The 19,245-nt window shown below is 65.3% G+C and carries 15 protein-coding genes; 4 read left to right on the top strand and 11 right to left on the bottom strand.

What is annotated here, in order from left to right; translation table 11 throughout:
* Positions 1 to 179: 179 nt before the first annotated feature.
* Positions 180 to 2,519, bottom strand: a complete 2,340-nt coding sequence (locus LH62_RS05060) for a PAS domain-containing sensor histidine kinase (protein ID WP_052213723.1) — start codon at positions 2,517 to 2,519, stop codon at positions 180 to 182.
* Positions 2,520 to 3,137: 618 nt separating this feature from the next.
* A complete protein-coding gene (locus tag LH62_RS32295; RefSeq protein ID WP_255359982.1) occupies positions 3,138 to 3,263 on the bottom strand; it encodes a hypothetical protein in 126 nt (41 codons plus the stop codon).
* A 90-nt stretch (positions 3,264 to 3,353) separates the two neighbouring features.
* Here LH62_RS32295 and LH62_RS28055 point away from each other — a divergent pair, with 90 nt between their 5' ends.
* Positions 3,354 to 4,088, top strand: a complete 735-nt coding sequence (locus LH62_RS28055) for a CHRD domain-containing protein (RefSeq protein ID WP_052213722.1) — start codon at positions 3,354 to 3,356, stop codon at positions 4,086 to 4,088.
* A 92-nt stretch (positions 4,089 to 4,180) separates the two neighbouring features.
* Here LH62_RS28055 and LH62_RS31845 read toward each other — a convergent pair whose 3' ends face one another.
* Positions 4,181 to 4,876 carry a glycine zipper family protein gene (locus LH62_RS31845; RefSeq protein WP_144404381.1) on the bottom strand — a complete coding sequence of 232 codons (696 nt, stop codon included), beginning with the start codon at positions 4,874 to 4,876 and terminating at the stop codon, positions 4,181 to 4,183.
* A 656-nt stretch (positions 4,877 to 5,532) separates the two neighbouring features.
* Between LH62_RS31845 and LH62_RS05035 the strand changes: the two genes are divergently transcribed.
* Positions 5,533 to 9,801, top strand: coding sequence for a multicopper oxidase domain-containing protein (locus LH62_RS05035; protein ID WP_160299774.1), 4,269 nt, complete (start codon positions 5,533 to 5,535; stop codon positions 9,799 to 9,801).
* A gap of 432 nt (positions 9,802 to 10,233) precedes the next feature.
* Here the strand turns inward: LH62_RS05035 and LH62_RS05030 are convergent, their stop codons facing one another.
* Positions 10,234 to 10,431: a hypothetical protein gene (locus LH62_RS05030; protein WP_043359688.1), complete on the bottom strand. Its 198-nt coding sequence runs from the start codon at positions 10,429 to 10,431 to the stop codon at positions 10,234 to 10,236.
* A 233-nt stretch (positions 10,432 to 10,664) separates the two neighbouring features.
* Here LH62_RS05030 and LH62_RS05025 point away from each other — a divergent pair, with 233 nt between their 5' ends.
* The gene (locus tag LH62_RS05025) at positions 10,665 to 11,015 is read left to right on the top strand and encodes a hypothetical protein (protein ID WP_052213721.1); all 351 of its coding nucleotides are present in this window, start codon (positions 10,665 to 10,667) and stop codon (positions 11,013 to 11,015) included.
* A gap of 211 nt (positions 11,016 to 11,226) precedes the next feature.
* On the opposite strand, the gene LH62_RS05020 is transcribed toward LH62_RS05025, so the two are convergent.
* Both LH62_RS05020 and LH62_RS05015 read right to left on the bottom strand, forming a co-directional pair.
* Positions 11,227 to 13,641 (bottom strand): heavy metal translocating P-type ATPase, encoded by a 2,415-nt coding sequence (locus LH62_RS05020; protein ID WP_043359686.1) that lies wholly within the window; start codon positions 13,639 to 13,641, stop codon positions 11,227 to 11,229.
* Positions 13,642 to 14,027: 386 nt separating this feature from the next.
* Positions 14,028 to 14,624 (bottom strand): Spy/CpxP family protein refolding chaperone, encoded by a 597-nt coding sequence (locus LH62_RS05015; RefSeq protein WP_082012357.1) that lies wholly within the window; start codon positions 14,622 to 14,624, stop codon positions 14,028 to 14,030.
* Between the two features lie 432 nt (positions 14,625 to 15,056).
* Between LH62_RS05015 and LH62_RS05010 the strand changes: the two genes are divergently transcribed.
* Positions 15,057 to 15,599 (top strand): hypothetical protein, encoded by a 543-nt coding sequence (locus LH62_RS05010; RefSeq protein ID WP_043359685.1) that lies wholly within the window; start codon positions 15,057 to 15,059, stop codon positions 15,597 to 15,599.
* A gap of 95 nt (positions 15,600 to 15,694) precedes the next feature.
* Here the strand turns inward: LH62_RS05010 and LH62_RS05005 are convergent, their stop codons facing one another.
* The 5 genes from LH62_RS05005 to LH62_RS04985 all read right to left on the bottom strand — a co-directional run bounded on the left by LH62_RS05005 (position 15,695) and on the right by LH62_RS04985 (position 19,198).
* Positions 15,695 to 16,594, bottom strand: a complete 900-nt coding sequence (locus LH62_RS05005) for a copper resistance D family protein (protein WP_043359682.1) — start codon at positions 16,592 to 16,594, stop codon at positions 15,695 to 15,697.
* Positions 16,591 to 16,947 (bottom strand): copper resistance CopC family protein, encoded by a 357-nt coding sequence (locus LH62_RS29035; protein ID WP_236552476.1) that lies wholly within the window; start codon positions 16,945 to 16,947, stop codon positions 16,591 to 16,593. Before LH62_RS29035 ends, LH62_RS05005 begins: the two co-directional genes overlap by 4 nt.
* A 196-nt stretch (positions 16,948 to 17,143) precedes the next feature.
* Positions 17,144 to 17,623 (bottom strand): DUF411 domain-containing protein, encoded by a 480-nt coding sequence (locus tag LH62_RS04995; protein ID WP_043359678.1) that lies wholly within the window; start codon positions 17,621 to 17,623, stop codon positions 17,144 to 17,146.
* A 67-nt stretch (positions 17,624 to 17,690) separates the two neighbouring features.
* Entirely contained in the window at positions 17,691 to 18,620 is a 930-nt protein-coding gene (locus tag LH62_RS04990; protein ID WP_052213719.1) for a DUF305 domain-containing protein, read from the bottom strand.
* A 164-nt stretch (positions 18,621 to 18,784) separates the two neighbouring features.
* Positions 18,785 to 19,198, bottom strand: a complete 414-nt coding sequence (locus LH62_RS04985) for a hypothetical protein (RefSeq protein WP_043359676.1) — start codon at positions 19,196 to 19,198, stop codon at positions 18,785 to 18,787.
* Positions 19,199 to 19,245 lie beyond the last annotated feature (47 nt).

The raw sequence follows: 19,245 nt of genomic DNA, 5'->3' as shown, positions 1-19,245 counted from the left end.
CGGTAGGCAGGTGGCCGATGGCCCTCTGCAACTCCAGCACAAGGTGATGTTTGCGTACGCCACCAACGGCTATGGCAGTTATGGGCACAGCAGCCGAAGCTAAGACCGTCAGGCCGCCGCCGAAGAAGCCGGAGCCCATGGAAGGGCCGCCCCAGCAGCGTCCTCGGTGTCCTAACTGGTCATGCGCCAACCGGCTCACGTTCTCCCGTAAGCGCGCGCCGGATCGCGGCGGCGATGCCCTCCCGGCTAAGGGGTTTTCGGAGAAGACCCACCCCGGAGGGCAGCGGTCTGTCTCCCAGAACATCGACGCGGCCGGTGGCCAGGACGACAGGAATGCCTGGAAAACGCTTGTGGGCAAGAACCGCGAGCTCCACCCCGTCCATCGTGCCCGGCATCGACACGTCAGAGAGCACCACGTTAGGAGAGATGCCGTAGTCGAGCATGGCCAACGCAGCGTCCGCATTGGCGGCTTCCACTACGTGGTAGCGCAAGTCGCGCAGCGTCTCCGCGATAGCTGTTCGCACCATTGCGTCGTCATCGACAACCAGCACCGTTTCCCCAAACCCAACCTCGGGCTCTGGCACCACGTGAGAAGGCTCGTCACTCTGGCGCACAGGCTCGTTGCTCCGGGGCAGCAGGATGGCGACCTCGGTGCCGTGTCCCGGCGAGCTCTTCACCTGGGCAGTGCCGCCCGACTGATGGGCGAAACCGTGTATCTGGGCAAGGCCGAGGCCGGTTCCCTTGCCAGGCCCCTTGGTGGTGAAAAAGGGCTCGAAGGCGCGACGGCGCACCTCCTCTGGCATGCCAGGGCCGTCGTCTCGCACCGCGATCCGCACGTATTCGCCGTCTGGTGGCCAACCTTCGGAAGCGGCGGCGACATGCTCCTTTCGAATGGACACGGTTAAGGTTCCAGTGGCCCCGGCGAAGGCGTCGCGGGCATTGATGGCGAGGTTGAGCAGCGCCGATTCAAGCTGGTTGCAATCGGCGAGGCACGCCCCCGCATCGGGCTCGGCTTCGACACTGAGCGCAATCCGCTCGCCCAGGCTGCGAATCAGCAGACCCCGCATCCCCTCGACCACTCCTGCCGGATCGAGCGGCTGTGGCTCAAGTCGCTGGCGACGGGCGAAGGCAAGAAGCTGCCCGGTCAGGCCGGACGCCTTTTCTGCGGCAGCGAGCGCATTTGTGGCAAGGCGGGTCACGTCGGGCCGCTCGTCGCGCAGGCGCCTGCGGATCAGTTCGAGGTTGCCGGTGACCGCTTGCAGGACGTTGTTGAAGTCGTGCGCGATCCCGCCCGTGAGTTGGCCGATGGCCTCCATCTTTTGCGCCTGGGCAAGCTGCTCTCGGGCCGCATCCAACGTCCGCTGCGCCTCCCGCCGCTCAGAGATATCACGGGTGACCTTGGCGAAGCCGACGTGTTTCCCATCCTCGTAGATGGCAGCGATCACCACGCTGGCCCAAAAACGACGGCCGTCCTTGCGGACCCGCCATCCCTCGTCTTCGAAGTGCCCGTGCCTGGCGGCGGTTGCCAAGGCCCGCTGCGGGAAGCCCTCCTCCCGGTCATCTTCCGTGTAGAAGCGGGAGAAGTGCTCGCCGATAATCTCTGCGGCCTGGTAGCCCTTGATGCGCTCCGCTCCGGCGTTCCAGTTAGTCACGCAGCCGATGGTGTCGAGCATGTAGATGGCGTAATCGGTCACGCTATTGATAAGCAACCGGAAGTCCCGTTCACTCTCCCGTCGAGCCTCCTCTGCCCTCTTGCGCGACGTAACATCGACAAGTGCCGAGATGAGGTGAGGCGAAGTGCCGTCGGAGGCACGCTCCACACGCGACGACACCAGAACATCGAGGACAGCACCGTCACGACGCCGCATGCGGCGAGGCGTATCTCGCAATTCTACCTCGCCCGCAAACACTGCGTCGAGAACCGCCCGCGTTGCCGCGCCGCCATCCTCCTGGAACTCCCCCGCCGCCCGGCCGAGCACCTCCTTGCGGGAATAGCCGAGAAGGTCGAGCCAGCGATTGGAGACCTCGACGATCCTGCCCGCCGGGTCGAGGACATGCAGCGGCACGGGCGCACCGATGAAGTTGGCGCGGTGGCGCGCCTCGCTCTCACGCAGCGCCGCGTCGGCCTCCTGCATCTGGGCTACCGAAGGCAGCGCCAGGGCCCTGGGCATCAACGGCCAAAGGACAACAGCCGTGCCGACGGAGATCGCGGCTGTGAGCACCTTGACGATTGCCTCGGCTCCGTAGGCGGGCACCCAGAGGGTGAGTAGGTCCATCCAGTGGCCGGTGCCGCAGAGCAGAATAAAGGCCGCGAAGAGCCAGAAGACGGGGCGGAAAACGAGATCGCGGCGGCGTCGTGCGAAGATGGCCAGGGCGAGCGGGATGGAGAAGTAGGCAAGACCGATGGCGATATTGGCCAGCCCGTGGGTCCAAATCAGCCAAGGCTCCCAGAGCAGGCAAAAGCCGTGTGGCGTCAAACCAGATGGGTCGAGCAGCCAGCGCGTGATGTCGGAGATCACTTCACATCCGTCATGTTGAGCTCAGCGGTTTGAAGCGGTATCGAAAGTTAAGCCGGTATGGGTTCGCTGCGAGGCAAGATAACAAAAACGAGAGCGCGGGTCGAGCGTGTCCCTCAGCAGAGCAAACTCGAGCAGCGTAATCAACCATTAGTTTCTATTATCAGGATCTTGCGCAATCAGTATGCCGTTTGTGTACAAGATTATTACGATCTTAACCCTCAAAACATGGAACGGCTTAGGGCCGAATGTTTCATGACCGCCCCTAATTTGATAGACGCACGTAATGGCTCGCCGTCATAACGTTGCAGCGTGTGTTTGTGGCCCAAATCGTCGAAGTGGCTGACGACGGTGAGCGCGGACAGGCAGCAGACTTCCTGCTCCATTCGGTGCAATGGAGTGACAGTACGTCGCCGGACAACGCCCCGAGGTTGCTGAGTCTCCAGACAGCGGGTCAGCGAACTTCTAGCCGCGTTTATCCCTCTTGGGTCGGGGCAGGCCGTCCAGATGTGGTTGGAAGCACAGACTCGGTTCGGAGTCGGCCATCGCGTTGCCGCTACGCGGTCCATGCTCTGCGGGGCGACGGCTTTGACGCGGCAAGCTCATCCGCTGCCGCGAAAGTTAATTCGTGGCTTTGCCGGTTGTTCTCGCCGCGTTACTGATCATCGAGGCGGCCGCGAGCCGAACGCGGCCTTCCCGGCCAGCAACCTGCAAGACCACGAGCGCGGCGTTCCATTTATCGAGCATCCATTCTCCTAATTTTCCAGGTCTTGTTCCGCATCCGTGCGTTGACGGCATCTGTATTGCCCCCGGGTCCGAACGACCCGGGAGATCAAGATGGCACACGACACCTACGTCCAAGACGGCAAGCTGCTCTACTCGACCGATCTCAACGCGCTGAACAACTCAGGCGTCGATGGTCGCGTCGTGATGCTCGTCGATCAAGACACGCAGACCCTGACCGTGGACATCCAGGCCAGTGGCCTTGAGCCAGGGCCAATGCACATTCAGCATATCCATGGCTTCACCGACGACACCGATTCCAAGTCGCCCACCCTTGCCCAGGATACAGATGGCGACGGTTTCGTCGAGTTGGCCGAGGGTTTGGCAACCTACGGTCCGATCCAGCTTAATCTGACGCTGAACCCCGAGAACGCCGCCCATGACCACGGCACCAAGGGGCACGATCACACCGACGAGGCGGTATTCCCTACCGTCGGCGAGGACGGGAAGCTGAGCTACCGCGAGGTGTTCACCTTCTCAGCGGATGATCCGAATGCCCAAGCCATCTTCGATGGTATCACCCCGCTCGAGGCCAAGGAAATCGTCATCCATGGCTTGACGACCAACGCCAACCAGGGCGTGGGCACCGAGGGCGAGGTGGACGGCACTGCTGGTTTCAAGCTGGTGTTGCCGGTTGCCTCCGGCGAACTCGCGGGGGTTGCTCCGGCGGCGGGCGTGCTCCAGGCGGTCAGCGACCTCGGACTGAACCCGAACGACGTCGTCGACTGGAATGCCATCGCGTCCGAGGCTACGGCAAACTTCGAGGCTACTGGGCAGTGGTTCATCTGAGCACCGCCTTGGTTTGACGGCCAGAACCAACGGATCGCCGGTTGCGGTCCGTTGGACTTCAGAACCGCAGCAGGCTAACTGGTTTGGTTGTCCTAGCGGCGGTGGCCGCTGCCACCATGATGGCCGTAGCCACCAAAGTGCCGATGACCACCAAAGTGCCGATGACCACCAAAGTGATGGCGGCCCCCGAAGTGACGGTGGCCGAAGCCGCCCCCGAAGAAGCCGAAGGACACGGCGGGACCACCGACATAGGGACCGTAGCCGTAGTAGGGTGCGCCCCAATAGGACGGAGTGCCGTAAGGGGCATAGTAGCTGCTCGGCGCGTAGGAGTAAGACGGGACCGCAGCATAGGTTGGCTGCCTGTTACCGCTCGCGGTCATGCACTGGAGGTAGGCCGTGTCGTAACGCTGCTGGAGGCTGCCCGCCGACGTCTGCGCGTTACCGGCACCGACAGCCGAGCCCGCCAGCAGGCCGCCTCCCGCGCCAATCGCGGCGCCTGCCCCGGGATTGCCACCCGCCGCCCCGAGCAGGGCGCCTGCACCCGCACCGAGCGCCGTGCCCACGGCGGCGCTGCCGACCGCGCTCTGGTTCGCCGCCTGCTGGGGCGAGCCACCGCCGCTCTGCTGCTGTGCGTAGCCTCGGCAGGCCGTGTCCTCTTGCCCGAACTGGGCGAGGTCCTTCCCCTCTGCCGGAAACACTAAGACGTTGGGCCCGGTCGGCAGTGCAACGGTGCAGGCGCCGAGGGCGAGGCCCCCGGCGAGTGCGGCAAAAGCCCTGAAGCCCGGCATGACGGCGTTTCTCCTGCCCGCTTCGCGGCTCACCAGCCGGGCGGGCTTGCAGACGAAACGTCCACGTCGAGTTTTGGTTCGGCACAGCACGATCCTGCCACCCGGATCTCTCGGCTGGGAGCCGCTTGACCAGCATCCACTCCGCGCCTGTCGAGGCCATCAGGTTCGTCTCGACGGAGCCTGTTCCCTAAGGTCCTACGGCTAAGTGCGTTACACCGATATTGCCCGTTTAACACGGGCAAGCCACTCCGCACCGGATGCACGGCCGTCCACCACCTGACCGGCGCTAGCGTCGGACGCAGACACGTGAATCGATAGCCGGGCGCTGCCGCTTGAGCCGCAACTCCGGGTGAACGCACGCCGCTGCTGCGGCTCACCTCTGTCACGTTCACAAGAAGCGTGTCCCAGGGTGTCACCACCGCGTCATGGAGCGTTAGGGCGGACCACTTTGACCTTGCGTAAACCCAGCCCACCAACTTCACATGCTAAACAGTAAAAGGGACGTTTTACCTGCCAAGGGTGTCGTGACTACTTGAGGCGCGCAAGCCGGTGAGGGCCGCAAAGTCGCCAACGAACAAGCCGAACCATCTCTTTGCTGAGCAACGGGCTCGGCAATTCGCGCACATGGAATTCCACCGTCTGGTCGGGAGGAAATGATGGCCCAGAAAGTCGGGAATGTGGGTGACGTTCATGCCTTCGCAGGTTCAGCGGAGTATCACGTCACCGCCCTTCAGATGCCGATCTACTTCAACCGAGAGGGTGATCATGACCATAACGGCTTGATCTATGCTCTCGACGTCAACCTCCCCCTTCTCAAGTACATTCGTGCGCTGGCGGACGGCACAGACCCGAAGGCTTATGAAACGGCGGCGAAGGAGGTTGCGATCCGGCTGGGCATGCCGTTTCCGACCTGCCAAGAGAAGGCGAAAGCTCCGCACCCGCTCGTCCGTCCGCTCGTACTTCGAGTAAACAGGCACCGGACTCTTTCCATTAGGCTACGCAACGAAGTCGAAGGCCGCTGGGTTGGACTGCATTTGGTCGGCGGCGGCTACGACGTGAAGTCGAGCGACGGGTCCGAAGTCGGTGAAAACGGTCACTCCCTCGCGGCGCCCGGCGGACATCGCCACTACAGATGGACCTGCGAAAACGAAGGCGTTTTCCCGTTCCATGATGGCGGCAGCTACTCTGGTGGCGAAGACGGAACCAACGTCCATGGCCTGTTTGGCGCCCTGATTGTCGAGCCCGAACATGCCATCTGGCGCGATCCCGTTACTGGCCGCACTTCGACCGAAGGCCAGATGGATGGGCTTTACCTCGACATCATCCCAAGCGGCCAGGAACCGTCGAAAGTATTCCCGACCTCGGACAGCACGCTACCCGGTCACAAATGGGGAGACCCACAGGAGGAGCACGAGTTCGACAAGGAGGACCACCGCGAGTTTGTGATCTTCTTCCACGACGAGCCCGAGTTCCTCCCGCCGCATAACATAGTCGGGCGGGATCCGTGCCTGGCCGAGAACCCGCTACCAGGTGCGGGAGGCGAGCACGGTGGCCATGGCGCGGGCGACGACCATCTGCCCATCATGCCCGTGTCCTACCGCGCCGAGCCGATGGTGAACCGCGAACGGACCCTTTGGCATTGGGTGCAGGAGAAAAAACACGTTCTGGATCCTCCGGTGCTCAACGAGGAGCAGCACCACAGCAGTTGGCTATTCGGCGACCCCGCGACACCGATCTTGAAGGCTTACATCGGCGATCCGGTGCGCATCCGCTTCGTGCACGCGGGCGTCAAGGAAACGCACGTCTTCCACCTCCATCTTTACGAGTGGCACGCGGTCCCTGACGACAAGACCTCTCCACGTATCGACGCGATCTCCGTCAGCCCTCAGACAGCCCACACCATCGAACCCGCCTGGGGGGCAGGCAACCGGCACCAGGTTGCGGGGGACGTGATCTGGCACTGCCACCTCTACCCGCACTTCCACGAAGGCATGTGGGGCATGTTCCGCACCTTCGAGACCTTGCAAAAAGGGGCGGAGGAGAACGTCGAAAGCCCGCTGATTGCCGACCCGGATCCCGTCTACCAAGGACGGAGGCTCGACCACTATCCCGACGGCACTCCCATCGAGCGGCTGTGGCCTCTACCGGGTCGAGTACCTCCCGCGCCCACACCGGAACATCCTGGCTACCCCCTCTACATCCCAGGCAGGACCCAGCAGAAGTCGCCGGTCCCTCCATGGCCGCTCGAGTACGAAGCGCTTCCAGCGAACTACGATTATCGCCCGAATCCAACGGAGCTCGAGAAGGGAGCGTTCAATGAAAGGCCCGTTCCGGGCGAGATGTTCACGCGTCGACCTTTCAGTGAAGGGCAGAGCGTGGAATGGCCAGAAAACGTCCCATCGCAGTACAGTGGGAACGGCGACCGGGAGGTGGCGCACGACATCGCCGTGACGCTGACGCCGATCCACTACAACGGCCACGGATGGCACGATAAGCACGGCCATCTCTACTACCGGACCGCTGACGGCGAACCAGCCGAGGGCGGCGTCAAGCAGCCGCTGTTTTTCCGCGCGCAGCACGGCCAGATCCTGAACTTAACGCTCAAGAACGACCTGCCTCTCGAAATTTCGAGAACCGAGTTTGACCACGCGTTTCCTCCCTGTGAGGAACGGCCGTGGGAGGGCGAGTGCGCGCTGCACGTCCACATGGTGAAGTTCGACCCGATCTGCGCCGACGGAGCCAGTGTTGGCTGGAACTATCTCAGCGGCCCGGTTGCCGGGAAGAAGATGATATACCGCTGGTGGCTGGACCAGGAGTTTGGCACCATCTTCTTCCACGACCATCTCTTCGCCAACTACCGCCAGAAGCACGGCCTATTCGGCGCCTTGATCGTCGAGCCTCCCGGGGCGGAGTTCTACCATCCGACTGAAGACAAGAAGATCGTCAGTGGCATGCAGGCGCGCATCAGGGTGCCGGGCCGCGCGCCGGAGTGGTTCCGCGAGTTCTGCGTGGGCATCGGCGACTTCATCCCAATGTGGGACCGCGACGGCAACCCGCTGAACCCTCCGGAACACCCTGGCGGTCACGGCGACCAGGGCGTCATGGGTCTGAACTATCGCAGCGATCCTATCCACGAACGTCTCCGGACAGCGCCCCCGCCTGCCGAGATGGTTGACCCGGCCCTGTGGTTCAGTTCGAGGGAGCCATACAACCGCGACCCCTACACCGTGCGCTTTAACACCTTCGCTGGAGATCCCATCTGGTTCCGCCTCGTCCAGGGATCGCATGAGGAGCAGCACAGCTTTCAGATCCACGGCATGAGGTGGCAGCGCTTCCGCGTGAACCCAGACTCCGCCATCCGCAACCAGCAGACCTTCGGCTTGTCCGAGGCGTTCACCTTCATCCAGAACGAGCCCTACCTGCCTGGAGACTACCTCTACAAGCTGTCCAGCGCCGACGACCTCTGGCTAGGGTGCTGGGGCCTCATCCGAGCTTACCAGACTACCGACGGCGACGACAAAACCGGGGGTCTGAGGAAGCTTGGTAACCCGCCCGTAGCCGCCCTGCCGAATCCTGCCTTGATACGCGAGTTCGACGTTCGGGCAGAGAGAAGAAGGATTGTTTACCGAGACCCGGATCTTGTTGACCCCTTCGGCCTTGTCTACCAGCTTGAGAGGATCATCGGTCCGGACGGCATCGAGATACCCGTTCGCCAGCCTCGCTCCGAAAATCCCGCGGTGCCGCTGGTGCTACGGTGCCGTGAGGGCGAGACGGTGAGAGTGCGCCTGACGAACGGCCTTCCGCCGGGCACCAAACTGAGGCCAGAGCCCTTCGCGCCACGAGTGCCCGTCGAGGAGCGCAATCCCTTCTCGAACCGGCCGGAGCGCCCGGTTTCGTCCCAGGTGTCGATGCACGCGGACCTTCTTCGATACGACGTGACGAAATCTGATGGCGCGAATGTGGGGCGCAACGTGGACGCCTCCCCGCAGAGCGCGGCCCCGGGCGGACCAGCAGTAGTCTACGAATGGCATACCGACCGGCCGCCGCCGTCGGCGGAAAATCCCAATCCCAATGGGGGTGAGCCGCTGGGTCCGCTCCTCCTTCAAGACATGGCGGACTTCCGCAACCACCGGCACCACGGCCTGATTGGCGCACTGATCGTTGAGCCAAAAGACGCCACCCCGCTTTGGGTGAGGCCCGGGCAGCAGACGGCCACCGGCAAGCAGGAAGCCTGGGATGGCCCGCGCGCTACGCTGGTCGTCAATGGCGAACATGGGAAGGAACGCATCGAGGAGGTTGTGCTGCTACTCCAAGATGGCCTTCGGCATTATCTGCGCGGCAACATCCACATGCCCATTGCGGACGAACCCCCAGGCGCGGGCGAGGACGAACCCGATCACGAGGATCAGGGGCAGAAGGGCTTCAACTACCGCTCCGAGCCGATCGGACCCGACATACAACGCATCCTGCAAGGCAAGACCGAGGGCTGGCTTTCGAATCCGCATCCTGCGACCCCCGTCTTCCGTGTTCCAAAGCGGAGCACCGTCAGGCTCCATTTGATCGGCGCGACCGACAAACCTCGTAACCAGAGCTTCACCGTCCACGGGGTGACGTGGCCGGAGTACCGCTTCCTGGGCCAGAAGAAGGGGCCGTTCGTGGCGTCGGAGGCGGCCATCACCACCGGAACCGCTAGGACCTTCGAGTTCAAGGTCCATGGCGCCGGGGACTATGCCTACCGGAGCGGCATACTGAAATGGGCGGTGCCTCAGGGGCTTTGGGGCATCCTTCGGGTGGGCAAGTCCACAACAGCATCCTCTGTGCTGTCCAAAACGACCGAAGCCGTCAGGCAGCAGCCCATGGCATCCCTGTCCATCGCTGGGGCCGTTGGCTGGATGTTTGGACTGCTTGCCAAGCGCAGGCGGTAGGCTTGACGGATGCCTCGGGAGCACTGGCGCGGAACACATCTAGGAACTCGCCACAAAGGTCGCTGCTCGGGCGCTGCCAGCCTACGGCAGGCGCCACTCTGGAGCGGGTGGGGTGGCTTACCCCCCTCCGTGGGGCGGCTCTGACCCGCGTCAGACCGCCCCCGCTTGGCGGACGTCGTCGCGATCCGCATTAAGAGGGCAAGCAGAGCCGCGTTGTTAGCGCGGACCAGCCTCGCCGCACCGTGAGTGGTGCCTGGCGATCCGCGCCCGGCGCGCGATGAACAGCACGAGCGACAGATGGCCCGATGAGCTTCGTCGCTCTCGGGGTTCCGTCCCGGATTCTCGGCACGCCCCCCGACGGTGCCGTAGCGAACCAAGCGGCTCAAGAGGTCGCCTCCCAACCCCTGCTCTCAGCTTGGGCCGGTGCTGCTCTCAGCGGCCGGACCGCTTCGGCACTCCCTCCTCGGAAGCGACCAGATGAGCGACCGCCAGGGATGACCCCGGCAGGCCATCCTCACAAAGCGCTTCCAGGGCGCGAAGCAGGTGCTCGGCCGCCTCCAACCGACCCTCGGCCAGAGCCCGCTCAAGCGCCGCCAGAATTTGGTCCTCGAGATGTGATCCTTCCGGCACGAACGTCTCCTTCCCGGTCTACGGTGAGCCGCCCGCGAACCTGGGACCTGCCGCCGTGGGAGGGTCAAGGGGCGCTTTCATACTTTGTCACACGGCATTCGCGTTCCGGACGGAGGCGCCCGGCATCTTCGCAGATACGGTGGCGTTCCCCGCAACGAGGCGGGCCGTCGGCGCCTGCTCGCGCCGCGGCCAACCAACGGCGGTGCACACGATAACGAAGGAGATACGCTGGGATGATCTACATCGGGACACTTCGCCGCACTGGCCTCGCGCTGGCACTGGGCTTATCGCTCGCGGCCTGCGCCCAGCAGCAGACCCCGCCGCCCGCCCAGCAGACCGGCGGCATGTCTGGCATGGGTTCCCAGGGCATGGCTGGGCACAACATGTCCAGCATGCAGGGCCACAACATGTCCGGCATGACCATGGAGCAGATGATGGCCCACTGCGCGCAGATGCGTCAGCAGATGCGGCAGGGCGCCACGATGAGCCCCGACATGCAGGCGATGATGGCTCATTGCGACCAGATGATGCGGCAGGGCGCCGGAGGAACCGCGTCGGGCGGCGCAAGTCAGCACAGGCACTGAACGGTAGCAGGCGGCCGGGTGGACTGCCAATTAGCCGAAGCATCCACGGCGCCCGGAGACTGTCCGGGCGCCGAATGCATCACGTCCTTGCCTCGATACCTTCTGGCGAGCGACGATGAGCAATATGCGGCAGTTTCAATCCACGCCCGGCACGCCGGGGAAGGCAAGGATTAACCTGCCTTCCTCAAGGATACTTCGGTCAAAGAGCCCATCAAAGTTTTATCGCTCGTAACCGAAGCGAGTTGGCGATGACGGACACCGAGCTCAGCGCCATGACTAGCGCGGCAACGATAGGGCTGAACAGGATGCCGGTGAAAGGATAGAGCACGCCAGCCGCAACAGGAACGCCTAACCCATTGTAAATAAATGCGAAAAACAAGTTCTGCCGGATGTTGCGCATTACCGCGTGCGACAACTTGCGTGCCCGCGCGATGCCCGCGAGATCTCCGCGAACCAGCGTCACGCCCGCGCTCTGCATGGCGACGTCTGTGCCGGTTCCCATGGCCATGCCGACATCAGCCTCGGCCAGCGCCGGGGCGTCGTTCACCCCGTCGCCCGCCATGGCGACGACCTTCCCCTTGGCCCGGAGCTCCCAGACGATGCGATGCTTGTCCTCGGGCAAAACATCCCCCTGGAACTCGTCGATGCCAAGTTTGTGGGCCACTGCTTCTGCTGTCGTCCTGTTGTCGCCCGTCAGCATGACGATGTGGATGCCTTCACGGCGCAGGCTCGCCAGCGCGGCGGGCGTGGTCTGCTTGACGGGATCGGCCACTGCGATGACGCCGCCCGGCTTGCCATCCACGGCCAGGAAGAGCGCCGTGCCGCCCTCACGCCGCAACTCGTCGGCCCGGGCGGCCTGGTCACCCAGATCCACCCCAAGCTCCTGCATCAGCCGCGCGTTGCCCAGCGCGACCCGGCGCCCGTCCACCGTGCCGGTCACGCCCTTGCCGGTAACGGAGGCGAACTCAGCAGGCTCGCCAAAGGCCATGCCACGCTCCTTGGCCGCAGCGACGACGGCGGCCGCCAGCGGATGCTCGCTCGACCGCTCCAGGCTGGCGGCGAGCGGCAGCACCTCGGCCTCGGTCAGACCCGGTGCCGGAACCACGGCCACAACCTTGGGCTTGCCCTCCGTCAGCGTGCCGGTCTTGTCCACGACCAAGGTGTCGACCCTCTCCATGCGCTCGAGCGCCTCGGCCGACTTGATGAGCACCCCGGCACCAGCGCCCTTGCCGACGCCGACCATGATGCTCATGGGCGTGGCCAGGCCGAGCGCGCAGGGGCAGGCGATGATGAGCACCGAGACGGCCGCGATCAGGGCGTAGGACAGCGCTGGGGACGGCCCCCAAACCGCCCAAGCGATGAAGGCCAGGACCGCGACCGCGATGACCGCTGGAACGAACCAGCCCGCCACCGTGTCAGCCATACGCTGGATGGGTGCCCGGCTGCGCTGTGCCTCGGCGACCATGGCGACGATGCGCGAGAGCATGGTGTCGGAGCCGACCTTGTCCGCCCGCATGATCAGCGAGCCGGTGCCGTTCACCGTGCCGCCAATAACCTTAGCGCCGGGCTCCTTCTCAACAGGCAGGGACTCACCGGTGACCATGGACTCATCCACGGCGCCGCCACCCTCAAGCACCTCGCCATCTACCGGCACGCTCTCGCCCGGCCGCACGCGCAGCCGGTCGCCAACCTGGACATCAGCCAGCGGGATCTCCTCATCGTGGCCGTCTGGCTGGATACGCCGCGCCGTCTTGGGCGCCATGTTCAGCAGGGCCCGGATAGCGCCACCGGTCGCCTCGCGTGCCCGGAGTTCCAGCACCTGGCCGAGCAGAACGAGCACGGTGATGACCGCGGCGGCCTCGAAGTAGACGGCGACCGTGCCATCGGCGCCCCGGAATCCTTCGGGGAAGATGCCGGGCAAGAAGGTGGCTACCAGGCTGTATAGGTAGGCGGCGCCGGTCCCGAGGGCGATCAGGGTGAACATGTTCAGGTTGCGGCTGACTAGCGACTGCCAGCCGCGGACGAAAAACGGCCATCCAGCCCAGAGAACGACGGGCGTCCCGAGCAGGAACTGGATCCAGACCGAGACCTTGGGTGGCACCAGGTGGTGCAGGCCGAGGCCGGGGATGTGGCCGCCCATCTCCAGGATGAAGATCGGAAGCGTCAACGCCAGCCCAACCCAGAACCGGCGCGTCATGTCGACGAGCTCGTGGTTCGGCGCGGCATCGGCGGTCACCTCCAGCGGCTCGAGCGCCATGCCGCAAATCGGGCAACTGCCCGGTCCCTGCTGTCGGATCTCCGGATGCATCGGGCAGGTGTAAATGGCGGCGTTCTCCGCCGCTGTCGGCGCTGCCGCCTTCTCCGGCTTCAGGTACTGCTCAGGGTCGGCCTCGAACTTGGTCCGGCACCCGGCGGAGCAGAAGTGGAAGGTGGTCCTGTCATGCTCCAGCCGGTGCTTCGAGGTGGCTGGGTCCACTTTCATCCCGCAGACCGGGTCGGTGACCAGGGCCGCCTCGGCCACTGCCACCTCGCCGTGATGGTGATGCCCATGGTCGTGGGTGCAGCCAGGGCCGTGCGTGTGCTGCCCGTGGAAGTGCTCGTGTCCGTGGCCTTGCTGTCCGCTCATGGTGCCGTCTCCGGTTGGTCCGCTCAGGCGGGCCGGTGCTGGTCCGTCATCGGCAAGGTGGGGTTTCCCATGATGGGAAGGTCAAGCGGATCGCCGATCAGACGGCCGCAGACATGTTTTGTCGCAATGTCGGGCGCAAACCTCGCATGCCGGTAGGGGTTCAACCGCGGTCGAGGGCACCCGCCAGGGCTGCTTGGTGAACCACCGGCATAGTCCAGGACTCCGCCGGATGCCGGATCGGAGGCGCGGCGCTACCTCCCTTCGTCCCCTTCAGCCTTCGCTACAGGACCGGCCCAGGGATGCCGGGAGGCAGAGTTCAGCGGCGATTATCGGAGGCGCTTCGCGCGCTGTGATTGATCAGCAGATTCGCTGCGCTCCTGCCCGCCTCAACGACCCAGCCCGCCGCCAATCCCGTTGCCGGATTCACTTTGATGCCGAGCGGGATCGCCTTGGTAACCTCGCAGTTCGCCATAGCGGCGGACCTGCTCCGGAATCAGAACCTCGACCGAGGTCAGGTGATACCTCAGGTGCGCTGCGCGGAGCGCCGCCTGGGTACGGCCAACGGCGGCTGTAGCGGCGTCCAATGAAGCCGGGGTCACGCTGCGGCTGGCGAACTCGCGGTCGAGTGCCGCCTCCTCGGCAATCAAGCGTTCGCCCAGCGGGACGGCCTCGTCGGTCATGGCTTCTCGCAAAGTCTGCATGCGCTGGCGCTGCTCCGGTGTGAGCCGCAGGGCATCGGCCAGTTCAAGGACATGGACCGGCCCTGGGTAGCCGTTGAGTTCAGCGACAAGGGCCATACCCATGCCGCGTCCGGCGCGGAGATCGGCGACTTGCTGCTCAGACAGGGCCTTAATGGGACGGGCCTGCATCCCGGCGTAGGAAGATGGTGCTGAATGTCCTTGGCTGTGGTGCTGGGCGGCGGCGGATGCCGACGCGAAGCAGGCGAGGACGACGGCGGCGGCGGCGGCGGCGCGGTTTCCCATGGCAGTCCCCAGGTTCGGTTTTGAGATTGCATACCACGGGTCCGCTCCCGTCTACGCAACCTGATCGGCTCTGAATGGAGGTTTTCGGACGCGGACGAGAGCGCATAACCCATACGCCGATCGTAACGCGGCATTGGGTCGGCGGCGGTAGCCCTCATGCCTGGCGGCTGGCGTTGGGAAGGGTGGTATGGTGACTGGCAAGGAGAGGAGTGCATGCGGAAGCGCGCATACGAAGAACCGCAGCGAGGGAACACCCATCGTCTGACCGTGAAATAGCACGTCTTCCCCCGAGCCAGTATTGCCCGCTTCGCTGGAGGTGACGGTCAGGTCGCGCTTTATGACCTGAAGCGCCGCACCTCCTTACGACTGTCACCGGACGCCCAAGCCTTCTGTGCTCGCCGGGTATGGGACCACCGGGCCGAAGCGGGCTACATGCGGGCTATCGAGGGCTCGTTCCAAGCCTTGGCCGAGCGGGTAATCGCCAATCCCTGCGTAGAGATCGCGCCGGAGAACGACAGTGCTGCGAGCCGGTTCTTCGCCCTTTGGCGCAGCCGGGCAGTGTACCGGTACCGGCCGGACGGTCTCGTCCCGCTTAACAGCGTCAAAGCCGACGCTCTCAGCAAGTCTCAGGAAGAACTGCTGGAGAGTCGGTGGACCGGCTACGTTCGCCCAGGCGGCGTCCCGGCGAGGCAGATGTACGGCTTGAGCATTCAGCGTGACATTGATGCCTTGACTAAGGCCCTGTGCGAACGGAGGTGGGGTGTCCTGGCGTTGATCGAGGGAGAACTCATTGTTCCAGACATGCCGGATCGATACTTTATCCCGCTGACGCCGACCCTCTGCCTTGCCTGGGGACACGAGACCGGCCGGATTTCCGGGGCGGATGCTGGACTGCTGAACCAGGCGTTCATGGCAGGATGCGAGGTTTATTGGTTCTGCCGCACTTTGCCCGGCTACGGATTGGAGACCAGGTAGACGCCAGCCAAGAACCAAAGAGCGCGAGAGGAGCAGTTCACCGTCAGCAACCGTACTGGCAGGTTGTCAGTCTGTGGTTGAGCAGCCGCTGTGACTCAGTGCATCCGATGCGCCACGCTCGTGGGCGCGGTCGATACCATCTCGGCGGCCGCCCACAGCACCAGCAGGGCTACAACCGCCTCCACCGCCACCGAGCGCGCCAATCTGGCACCGGCACCCGGGACACGCGCCGCCAGCGCCGGTGTCAGGCGGAAGCGGTGCCAAGCGGCAAATGCCAGCAGGATCGCCACAAAGGCTACCTTGGCCATGAGTGCCCAGCCGTACCAGGAGCCGACGAGTTGGCCGAGGTCACCCAGGATCCACCAGGCTAGCGCCAGGCCAGCGGCCACCAGCACCGGCACGGCTATGGCCGCGACCCGGGACCAGTCCTCAACGAGGCGGGCTGCCTGCGGGCCGTCGCGCCGGGACACCCAGGCCAGCGGCGGCAGGCTGCCGATCCAGTAGGCCGCCACGGCCAGATGGACGAGCAGTAGCCCCGCCAGTAGCGGCCTTGGGGCAACCGTCGTCGTATGCCCGAGCAGCGTGTAGCTGGCGCAGACCATGAGGCCCCCAGCAGCGGCGAACTGCGTCCAGTTCAGGCCAGCGCCCAGCGTTGCCACGAGCAGCAGGCCGACCCCGCCCAGCCCGTAGGAGGCACCGGCCGGGGACAGGAGGATGATGCTCCACCCCTCCGGGTCCGTCAGGGAGTTCCCGCCCATCAGCACACCGACATGGGCGGTCAGGGCGCCAAGGGCGGCTACAATGGCGAGCATGCTGGCGCTGGTCGCCCAGTGCCGCAGCCGCCTGGCGTCGCCTGGATCGAGCCGGGCACCAAACAGCAGGGCGAAGAAGGCGAGGCCCGCACCGCCAAGGCTGCCCGCGTAATAGGCCGCCCGCAGCACCACGGCGGCAGCGCCCCAGCCCAGTTCGCCACCCTGGAGCAGGGTCAGGATCACCGGGTGGCCCGGTCCACCCGGAAGGCCAGCGCGCCACCGCCGACATGTCCGTCGGACGAGGCGCCGCGCCACTCCACGCGGTAGGCGCCGGGCGGCAGCGTCTCCTGCACGGCCGCTCGCACCTCCTGCACGGCGGCGCCGCGCTCGCCCTCACGGACCAGGCGCCGCTCGCGCCCGCTCTCGTCGAGCAGCTTCAATGTCATCACCCGGACTGGCGCAGCGAACATCAGCGAGATGGCGGGCGGCGAACTCCGGAGCACCGCCCCGTCGGCGGGCTCAGCATGGTGTAGGTCAGAGTGCGCCTGGGCCGGTCCCGCCACAGCCAAGCCGAGCGCAAGGGCAGCCGCCGCCATGATTGAGCGGCGCCGGGAAATTGAAGCTGTCATGTCGAACCCTTGGGAATGGATGCAGGCGCTTGGTCGTTCAGCACCGTCTGGGCGCAAGCAGAGGAATCGCACGCACCTGGGGCCGCATGGAACGATCCAAATACCGCCAGCAATCATTCGAAATGCAGGCCCCGGTGTCAGCCAGAGGTGACCCGTCTGCCGCTCAATGCCGTGCCCAAATCCGTTCGCCGCCAGGCGCCCCGAACAGGATGACCTCGTAGGGCGTGCCCGGGATGTCCATGCCGGGCGAGGAGGGCGGCATGCCCGGGGCGGACAACCCTTTGGCGCGCGGCCGTTCGGCGAGCAGGCGCCGGACGTCAGCGGCGGGCACATGCCCCTCGATGACATAGCCGTCCACGCGTGCCGTGTGGCAAGACCACAGTGCCTCTGGAATGCCGCTCGAGACCTTAATGGGCACCACGTCCGCGACTTGATGAGCGGCAACCTCGAAACCGGCCGCCCGCATATGCGCGACCCAGCCTTCGCAGCATCCGCAGTTCGGATCCTGCCAAACCTCCAGCCGAACCACCGAGGCGGCCTGTGCTGTTCGCCCCAGTCCCGTCGAAAGCAACGTGCCCGTCAGCACGGTGACGAGCACGCCTCGCCTGCTGGTGGCCCCGACCTGAATGTCGTTACCGGTCATGGCGTACTCCCCTCTTCCTTGTTCATGGTGGCCCGGCGGCGGTTGAAACCAACGCCGGGCCCGCTGCTCAGTGTCCGTGGTGCGCGTGGCCACCCTGGGCCTGTGGCGCCGGTGCGACGCGATGTCCGGTGTGCCCGGTCGCGGCGGCGGCCTGACCGGCGGGAGCGACGCCATGGCCCGCATGGGCGTCAGCGGACATATGCTGCATGCCGTGCCCGGCATGCGCCATGCCCTCCATGCCGTGAACCATGGAGGCGGGCACCTGCACGGCGTCAGCGTTGCCCCGATAGGCGCTGATGACACGCTGCATGAGCGCAATCTCCTGCGTCTGGTCGGTAACGATGTCGACGTTCAGCAGGCCGAGGAAAGTGTTCCGGCCGTTCCGGTCCGCCTGGTAGGCGCGCGCCATGTCGAGCGCGCCCTGATGGTGGATGGTCATGGCCTTGGCGAACTGCACGTCGCGCTCTGTCACCGGCGCGCCCACAGAGAACACGGCCGCCAGCGGACCGGGGACCGGATACTTCATGAAGCGGTCGCGCTGACCCAGCCCCTCTGTCGCGGCGGACTGGACCGCGAACCGGGCGAAGCCGAGGTTCACCACCCGCGCGGGTCGGTCGAGGTTCCGCGCCACCTCGTCAAGAAGTCCGATCTCGAACTGCTGGTTGTGGACGATGGCCTGTGCCAACTCCTTGAGGGCCGGGCTGCTGGCGACCGGGTCGGCCAGGTACTCCTTGGACATTGAGAGCGCGCCCGCGTGGTGTGCCCGCATGCCAGTTACGTAGTCACGGTCGGCCTTCACCGCTGCCGCGAGAGCCTCGGGCGACGTTACAGAGTAGGAGGTCGTGGTCACGGGCGAGGTGCCCGGCTCGTACTGCTCGCCCACCATGGCCCGGGCGGACGGACCAACCGTCAAGAGCGCCGTCGCGGCGACTGCGGTGGCAAGGGTCAGGCGGAGCGGGAGGCGCTTGCTGGCGCGGATCTGGTTCGTCGAAGACATCTGCTTGGTCCTGTCGTATTCCCCGCGACCGCAGCCTGCATTTGGCTACGTGGATCGCGGCGCCCCCGAGCGAGGGCGTGTGATTCCGTGGTTTGGCTGGTCTCTGTGCATCGGGACGAAGTCAGGTCATCCACCGATGCGACCGGGCGCAGTGGCGCGCTCGGTCAGGCCAGACGTCGGGGAGGTGGAAGCGACGGAGGGACCTCGATGCCGAAGCGCGCCTGCACCGGAGCGAGATAGAGGATGGCGGCACCGAACGACGGCACCGGCCCGGCCCGGGAGGGCGGAAGCGTGCCGGTAGCGGCGATGCACTGGGCGGCCACGCCGCAGGGCAGGCCCTGCCCGCCGTCCGAATGGCCGCAGGGCTGGCCGGGCTCCAAGGCGTGTAGGGATGGCAGGTGTTCAGACGTCACCTGCATCAGCGTGGCGGCGTCGGCGTGGGAGACGCAGTGTTCAGGCGTCTGCTGGACCGGCATGGCCGCCGCAGCGTGCCGCATCGCAGGCCCCGGCAGAGCGAGCAGGACCAGCGCGAGCAAGCCCGCGATGACCGTCTTGAATGTGCCCCTGCCGCTCGACATCCTGAAGACTGTTCCTCTGGTGGTGGAAGTTCTGCCGTTTCCCTAGC

Origin of the sequence: Belnapia sp. F-4-1, from assembly GCF_000802185.1 — a bacterium.
GTDB lineage: Bacteria > Pseudomonadota > Alphaproteobacteria > Acetobacterales > Acetobacteraceae > Belnapia.
Note: the sequence above shows the minus strand (reverse complement) of the source record. Positions and strands in the feature narration are given on the sequence as shown.